Source organism: Pseudomonas sp. HY2-MNA-CIBAN-0224 (genome assembly GCF_040310285.1).
Lineage (GTDB): Bacteria > Pseudomonadota > Gammaproteobacteria > Pseudomonadales > Pseudomonadaceae > Aquipseudomonas > Aquipseudomonas helleri.
The window spans coordinates 1-542 of record NZ_JBEOPQ010000150.1 but is presented as its reverse complement, the minus strand read 5'-3'; the positions used below and the strand labels follow the sequence as shown (position 1 = coordinate 542).

Genomic DNA, 542 nt, shown 5'->3' with positions numbered 1-542 from the left:
GAACAAATCAGTGCGGTCTTACAACGAGCCATGCAAGAAGACAACATTCTGCAAAATTTGACTATCGACCTGCAAGCACAAAATACCATCAGTCAATTGGCACATGGTGATGCCAGAAAAGCGCTGAATGTATTAGAGCTGGCGATTCAAACGGCAGATAGCAAACAGTCGCCAGTTATCATTGATGACGAACTGGTTAGCCGAGTGGCGCAAACCGCCTTAGTACGATATGACAAGGATGGCGAGCAGCATTACGACATTATATCTGCCATGATCAAATCCGTCCGTGGCTCCGATCCTGATGCGGCTTTGTACTGGATGGCGCGGATGCTCGTTGGCGGTGAGCCCGCTGACTTTATTGCGCGGCGCTTAGTGATTTTGGCCAGTGAAGATATCGGCAATGCCAATCCGAATGCCTTACTCCTCGCCGATGCAGCATTACGTAGTGTACAGTCGATTGGTATGCCAGAAGCACGTATTATCTTAGGACAAGTGGTGGTTTATCTGGCGACCAGTGCCAAAAGCAATAGCACGTATAAAGC

The 542-nt window shown here is 48.7% G+C and carries 1 protein-coding gene; it reads left to right on the top strand.

The annotated features are described in order from the left end of the window. Nucleotides 1–30: 30 nt before the first annotated feature. A partial coding sequence (locus AAEZ03_RS25785) for an AAA family ATPase (protein WP_502947951.1) occupies nucleotides 31–542 on the top strand: 512 nt, incomplete at its 3' end.